This is a genomic window from Ruegeria sp. CJ9, from assembly GCF_056536625.1.
The window spans coordinates 41614-48273 of the sequence record NZ_JBQFPY010000016.1 but is presented as its reverse complement, the minus strand read 5'-3'; the positions used below and the strand labels follow the sequence as shown (position 1 = coordinate 48273).

Here is a 6660-nt window from a genome sequence, read left to right as displayed (position 1 = left end):
ACACCGACGTCACCGAGACCGACGACCCAGTCGAAGAAACGCCTGACACCGATGTCACCGAGACCGACGAACCGGTTGAGGAAACGCCAGACACCGATGTCACCGAGACCGACGAACCGGGCGAAGAAACACCGGACACTGACGTTACCGAGACCGAAGACCCGGAAACACCTGAACCGGATGTCACTGATACGACTGCAGGCGTTTGCTTCGACGTGGAAGAATTCCTGGCGGCAATCGAGGATTTCGTGAACGAGCTGTTGGCGCTGGTCGACGATTTCAGAATGAATGACGACCCGATGGTGACCGATGCGGACACCACCGAGGACGATTTCATGCTGAGCCTGGATATGTGCGACGACACTCCGGCGGCGAATGACGATGCCCCGGTCATGGAGGCGGACGCACCGGATGACTTTTTTATCCTGATACCGGCCGACAGTGGATGCATGATGGACTTTGTCTAAGGTCCGATGCAGCGTGTGAGGCACTGAAACGGTGCCTCACACCGCTTTCACAGCGCACTTGCGCAGTTTTTCGCACAAACAACGCGAATCAGGCGGTGGCAAATCGCCGAACGGGTCGGGGTGTCCAGATTGTGTCTGTATCCCGTCAAATTCTCGCCATTAATGTCTCGCCAAAATAACTCAATTCAATTGGAGGCAGAATCATGTCAACGGCCAGCAATCTAGAACGGCAGATGCTTGCATTGATCAATGACGAACGCACAAGTCGGGGGCTGCAACCCCTCAAGCTTGAGCTTCAGCTGAACGACTCGGCCGAAGATCACAGCGAATGGATGCTGCAGACAGATATCTTCAGCCACACCGGTCAGGGCGGCTCGAGCGCGACCCAGCGGATGAGAGATGCCGGTTTCGATTTCACCGGCAGTTGGAGATCGGGTGAAAACATCGCCTGGCAATCCGAACGCGGGCCCAATGGTGCCAGCGATGATGTGGTACAGCTTCACCAAAGCCTGATGAACAGCCCCGGTCACCGGGCCAACATACTGAACCCCGATTTCGAATATATCGGGATCGGGATTGAAGAAGGCAATTTCAACGGTTGGGATGCCGTGATCGTGACCCAGAACTTCGCCACGACCTCGGCACCGGTGCAGTTGGACACCGGCGGGTCGGGTGGCGGCTCGGGTGGCGGCTCTGGCGGCGGCACACCTACCCTACCCGGCCAACAGGCCGTGGACGCAGGCACAGTGGGCGATGCATCAGATAACTGGTTCATTCTGAAAGCCGGTCAGGCCGGCGCGCTGAACGGCGGCGACGGTGATGACATTCTTGACGGCGGCTTCGGCCGCGACACGCTGACCGGCGGCACCGGCGATGACACGCTGAGCGGTCATGGCGGCAATGACGTCCTTCTGGGTGGCCAAGGCGTCGATTTGTTGATGGGTGCGACCGGCAATGACTGGCTGCAATCGGGCATGGGTGCCGACAGGTTGCAGGGCGGCTCTGGCAACGACGTGCTTAGGGGTGGCCGTGGCCGCGACACCCTGATCGGAGGCGACGACGACGATACTCTGATCGGTGCCCGCGGCATTGACACAATGACCGGCGGCAACGGGGCGGATACGTTCGTATTCACCATCGGGCCGGACACCGTCACGGATTTCACCTCTGAGGACTTCATCGACCTCAGTCTGAATGGTGCGATCACCGGATATAGCGATCTGATGAACAACCACATTTCGCAATCCGGCAATGATGTGATCATCGATGACAATGCGGGAAATACTCTGACCCTGCAAAACACGCAGATCGCGGACCTGGCAAACGAACATTTCATGTTCTGAGCCCCACTGTATTCCAAACTAAAACGCCCCCGATTTTGGGGGCGTTTTCTTTTGATCAATAGATTTTGGGGACGTGCAGCTCATCCGGCAGAACGCGCCGTTCATATTCCGGGTTGTATCTTCGATCCGGTAATTCGACCTTTTCCTGTGGAACATCCGTATAGGGAATCTTGGTCAGAAGATGCTCGATACAGTTCAGGCGCTCGCGTTTCTTGTCATTGCCTTCGACGATATACCAGGGCGCCTCGGGAATGTTGGTGCGGAACAACATGTCTTCTTTGGCCTTGGTATAGGCCTCCCAACGAATGCGGGATTCCAGATCCATCGGCGACAGTTTCCACTGTTTCATCGGATCGTGGATACGCATGAGGAACCGCAACTGCTGTTCTTCATCAGTGATTGAGAACCAGTATTTCAGCAAAATGATCCCCGACCGCACCAGCATCCGTTCGAATTCGGGAACGTCCTGAAAGAACTGTTCGACCTGATCCTCGGACGCAAACCCCATCACCCGTTCCACCCCAGCGCGGTTGTACCAGGATCGGTCGAACAACACGATTTCGCCGGCCGCGGGCAGATGCGGTACATAGCGCTGGAAATACCATTGGCTTTGCTCCCGGCGGCTGGGCGCTGGCAAGGCGACCACGCGGGCGACCCGCGGGTTCAACCGCTGGGTGATCCGCTTGATCACGCCGCCCTTGCCGGCGCTGTCACGCCCTTCGAACAGGATGCACACTTTGGCCCCGGTATGCTGCACCCAGTCCTGAACCTTGATCAATTCGGCCTGCAAGCGCAGCAGATTGCGGAAATAGACCTTGCGATCCAGCATGTCGGGATGCTGGTCCTTATAGATCTTGCGGACTTCCATCGAGAGCATGGGTTCGCTGAACTCGATCTCGAAATCTTCGTCCAGCGTGTCTTCCAACTCGGCTTCCAGCCAATCTTTTGGGGCATCGTTATGTTCGTAAGCCAAGGTCTTATCCTTATCGTCTATCGGGTCTGGACCGTACAACGCGCGTGTAACCGCCTGATGTCATCAGAAGAATTGATAAAGCCCTTCCCCAAGCGAAACCGCTTATGGCAGCAAGGTCAAGGCGATGCGAAAAGAGGTTTGGTCCTTTTCTCAATCTGAACCTACACGCCCAGGGATACAAGCGGCAGATTTGCCGCATTACCAACAGGTTGGCATAAATCCGCCCCAAACCTACTTGCCAGTGGGTTCATTCCGTCGGCACAAGTGCCCTTCAACCCCCCTGAGGTGAATGTGGCGCATTTCATTTCCCTACTGCCTGCGATCTGGCCCTGGTTCATATTGATTGCCGCACAAATAGGCATGGTATCAGGTCGACAAGGGCTGGGTCTGGCCCTGTTGGCAGCGTTCCTAGGTTCAGCAACAGTGCTTGGCCTGCTAACCCCGCTGGCCTTGGCAATCACGGCAGCGGGCTTGCTGGGTGCTGTAGGGTTGCGCCGTCTGACCGGTGTGCCCGCCGTTTTCGGGCATCTGGTGTTGATCCTGTGGTGTCTGGCTCTGGGGGCGCATCTGATCCCCGGGTTTCACAATCTATTGGTTCTGAATCAGGTACAGGCAGGCCCGGGCAGCGCTGCGTTCACAATGTATCTCAATCTGGACAAACCAATGGTCTTGTTTGCCGTTCTGCTGGCTTGGCCAGGCATGATCCATGGCGCGCGGCTGGTCAGAACCGGGCCTTTGTTGATCGGGTTGGCGGCACTGCCCGCCCTGTTTGCGTTGGGTCTTTCCCTGGGTGCGGTGCGGCCCGAGATAGTCCTGCCCGCATGGTGGCTGATTTTTGCGTTTTCAAACCTATTCCTGACCTGCCTGACTGAAGAGGCTTTTTTCCGTGGCTATCTGCAATCGGTCCTGACGTCGAAAATCGGCGTGGCGCTCGGGATCGCAGCTGCCAGCCTGCTGTTCGGTCTGGCCCATGCGGGCGGTGGCCCGGCACTGGTCGTCTTCGCCTCGATCCTCGGGGCCGCCTGCGGATTGGGGTATTACGCAACCGGGCGGCTTTGGGTGCCGGTTCTGATGCATTTTGGCTTTAACGCCTTGCACCTGGCCCTGTTCACCTATCCCGGCCCGGGCTGAACGTCACACCGGCAGAGCAGTGGTCTTGAACACCGTGCGCAGCGCGAAGGAACTTTGCATCTGCGCCACCCCCGGCAGCCGTGACAAATACTGGCGGTGAATACGGGCAAAATCCTCGGTGTTCTCGGCGACAACCTTCAAAATATAGTCCGCCGTGCCGGCCATGAGATGGCATTCAAGCACATCAGGAATGCGCGCCACGGATTTTTCGAACGCATTCAGAAGCTCTTCGGCTTGCCCTTGCAGCGTGATCTCGACAAACACCGTCGTGGGCACATTCATCTTGCGCGCATCCAGCAGCGCCACGTATTTGCGGATATAGCCTTCAGCCTCTAGCCGCTGAACGCGCCGGTGACAGGCCGAAGGCGACAGATTCACCTGCTCGGACAGTTCCGCATTTGACATACGGCCATCCCGCTGAAGGGCTGCCAGAATCTTTTTATCCGTCGCATCCAAGCTCATTTGCGCAAATCCTTTGCGAGTTTCCGACTATATAACGAAGATTCTCCTGAAAAAAAGCAATTTTGCAGGCAGAGTTTCACAGAAATTGCGCTCTGGATCGCCCATTATTTAGGCAGTTTATGAATGGAGGAGCGAAAAATGAAGATCGGTTGCCCCAAGGAAATCAAACCACAGGAATTCCGCGTCGGAATGACGCCCAACGCGGCACAAGAAGCCGTCGCGCGCGGCCACGAAGTTGTAATCGAAACCGGTGCCGGGATCGGTTCGGGCTTTGACAACGAGTCCTACATCGCTGCGGGCGCCCAGATCCTGGACACCGCAGAAGAGGTGTTCGCCACTGCCGACATGATCGTCAAGGTCAAGGAACCTCAGGCGGTCGAGCGCAAGATGCTGCGTGAAGGTCAGTTGCTGTTCACTTACCTGCACCTGGCACCCGATCCAGATCAGACCCACGACCTGCTGGCATCGGGCTGCACCGCGATTGCATACGAAACCGTCACCGCACCTGGCGGTGGTTTGCCGCTGCTGGCCCCGATGTCCGAAGTTGCCGGTCGTCTGGCGCCGCAGGTTGGCTCGTGGACCCTGCAAAAGGCAAATGGCGGTCGTGGCGTTCTGATGGGCGGCGTTCCCGGCGTTGGACCGGCCAAGGTCGTTGTGATCGGTGGCGGCGTTGTTGGTACGCATGCCGCGAAGATTGCGGCTGGCATGGGCGCAGATGTTACCATCCTGGACCGCTCGCTTCCGCGTCTGCGTTACCTCGATGACGTGTATGGCGGAACCTTCAAGAACCAGTACTCGACCGCTGGTGCCACCGCCGAACTGATCCAGGATGCCGACATGGTTATCGGTGCCGTTCTGATCCCGGGCGCGGCTGCTCCTAAACTGGTGACACGCGAACAGCTTTCGACCATGAAGCCCGGCGCGGTTCTGGTTGACGTTGCGATCGACCAGGGTGGCTGCTTTGAAACTTCCAAAGCAACAACCCATGCTGACCCGATCTACGAAGTCGACGGCATCATGCACTATTGCGTTGCCAACATGCCGGGTGCCGTTGCGCGCACCTCGACCATCGCGTTGGGCAACGCGACCATGCCGTTCATGCTGTCGCTGGCCGACAAGGGCTGGAAAAAGGCTTGCCAGGACGACCCTCATCTGTTGGCCGGGCTGAATGTTCACGCTGGTCAACTCACCTATGAGGCCGTTGGTGTAGCACTGGGTCTGGACGTTGTATCGCCCAGCGACATCGTCAACGCCTAAGGCTGGCACATAGAAATCGAAAGGCGCCCTTTTCCAAAGGGCGCCTTTTTTTGTTGTTACGCAAAGTTCATCGACCTGCGCGCGACATAGAAAAACGCCGCGCGATCAGCGCGGCGCCGGGCCCAACCGGAGGTGGGCATTTCAATGCCCGATCGACGGGCGGGAGCCTTCAGGCCTGTTTGTGAATCTCTACCGAATGCGGGTACGGAATCGATACGCCTTTTGCGTCGAAAGCCTCTTTCACCGCTTTGGTAATTTCGAACTTCACGTCCCAATAATCTGCCGCTGCGCACCACAGGCGGGCCGTCAGATCGACCGAGCTGTCGCCCAGGTTGGTCACGCGCACCCAAGGTTCGGGATCGCTGTGAATACGCTCGTCCGCCTTGGCGACATCCAGAATGATCTTCATCGCTTCGTCCGCGTTGTCGCCATAGTCGATACCAAACACCAGATCGACACGCCTTGTGTCATGCGCCGAATAGTTGGTGATGATCGACCCCCAGGATTGCCCGTTGGGGACAATGATCTGCACATTGTCCGGCGTCACCAGTTCGGTGGTGAACAGGTTCAGGTCTTTCACTGTCCCGGCCGTGCCGCCAATATCCACATATTGACCCAGCTTGTAAGGGCGGAACACCACCAGCATGACGCCGGCCGCCAGATCGCTGAGCGTCCCTTGCAGCGCCAGACCAATGGCCAGCGACGCGGCACCCAGAATGGCAACGATACTTGTGGCTTCGATCCCGAAGATCCCCAGAACGGCCACCAGAACCATCGCGAGGATGACCCATTTCACCAGGCTGGCTGAGAAGTTGCCCAACGTCGGATCAATCTGCGGAGTCGAGTTGATCCGGCGGCGCACTAGGCCGCCCACGGCCCCAGCCACGATCCAGCCAAGGATCAGAACGATCAGCGCCTTGACCGCGTTCATGATCAGCGGCGCAAACGCGCCCACCTGTGTTACGACCTCATCCACGGCCATCTCCTTTCAACAACAAGAAACCCGCGGCTTTCGCGCGGGAATTGC

6 protein-coding genes and 1 pseudogene are annotated in these 6660 nt (G+C 57.8%); 4 read left to right on the top strand and 3 right to left on the bottom strand.

Features of this window, described 5'->3' with window-relative positions; translation table 11 throughout:
* Both ACR0AJ_RS20655 and ACR0AJ_RS20650 read left to right on the top strand, forming a co-directional pair.
* Nucleotides 1–467: pseudogene (locus tag ACR0AJ_RS20655) on the top strand (CAP domain-containing protein); the annotation flags it as partial.
* Nucleotides 468–670: 203 nt separating this feature from the next.
* Nucleotides 671–1810, top strand: coding sequence for a CAP domain-containing protein (locus tag ACR0AJ_RS20650; RefSeq protein ID WP_480741817.1), 1140 nt, complete (start codon nucleotides 671–673; stop codon nucleotides 1808–1810).
* A 55-nt stretch (nucleotides 1811–1865) separates the two neighbouring features.
* On the opposite strand, the gene ppk2 is transcribed toward ACR0AJ_RS20650, so the two are convergent.
* On the bottom strand, nucleotides 1866–2783 hold the full coding sequence (gene ppk2 / locus ACR0AJ_RS20645) for a polyphosphate kinase 2 (protein ID WP_170350719.1): 918 nt from the start codon (nucleotides 2781–2783) through the stop codon (nucleotides 1866–1868).
* Between the two features lie 291 nt (nucleotides 2784–3074).
* Here ppk2 and ACR0AJ_RS20640 point away from each other — a divergent pair, with 291 nt between their 5' ends.
* Entirely contained in the window at nucleotides 3075–3914 is an 840-nt protein-coding gene (locus ACR0AJ_RS20640; protein ID WP_170350720.1) for a CPBP family intramembrane glutamic endopeptidase, read from the top strand.
* A 3-nt stretch (nucleotides 3915–3917) separates the two neighbouring features.
* Here ACR0AJ_RS20640 and ACR0AJ_RS20635 read toward each other — a convergent pair whose 3' ends face one another.
* Nucleotides 3918–4376, bottom strand: coding sequence for an Lrp/AsnC family transcriptional regulator (locus ACR0AJ_RS20635; protein WP_170350721.1), 459 nt, complete (start codon nucleotides 4374–4376; stop codon nucleotides 3918–3920).
* A 138-nt stretch (nucleotides 4377–4514) separates the two neighbouring features.
* Between ACR0AJ_RS20635 and ald the strand changes: the two genes are divergently transcribed.
* Nucleotides 4515–5633: an alanine dehydrogenase gene (gene ald, locus ACR0AJ_RS20630; protein WP_226689294.1), complete on the top strand. Its 1119-nt coding sequence runs from the start codon at nucleotides 4515–4517 to the stop codon at nucleotides 5631–5633.
* Nucleotides 5634–5802: 169 nt separating this feature from the next.
* On the opposite strand, the gene ACR0AJ_RS20625 is transcribed toward ald, so the two are convergent.
* Nucleotides 5803–6615, bottom strand: coding sequence for a mechanosensitive ion channel family protein (locus ACR0AJ_RS20625; RefSeq protein WP_264187366.1), 813 nt, complete (start codon nucleotides 6613–6615; stop codon nucleotides 5803–5805).
* Between the last annotated feature and the right edge of the window lie 45 nt (nucleotides 6616–6660).

What these genes read in the sequence shown, in the direction of transcription:
- ACR0AJ_RS20650 (WP_480741817.1), top strand. Translation starts at nt 671, where the DNA reads ATGTCAACGGCCAGCAATCTAGAACGGCAGATGCTTGCATTGATCAAT.
- ACR0AJ_RS20635 (WP_170350721.1), bottom strand. Translation starts at nt 4,376, where the DNA reads ATGAGCTTGGATGCGACGGATAAAAAGATTCTGGCAGCCCTTCAGCGG.
- ald (WP_226689294.1), top strand. Translation starts at nt 4,515, where the DNA reads ATGAAGATCGGTTGCCCCAAGGAAATCAAACCACAGGAATTCCGCGTC.
- ACR0AJ_RS20625 (WP_264187366.1), bottom strand. Translation starts at nt 6,615, where the DNA reads ATGGCCGTGGATGAGGTCGTAACACAGGTGGGCGCGTTTGCGCCGCTG.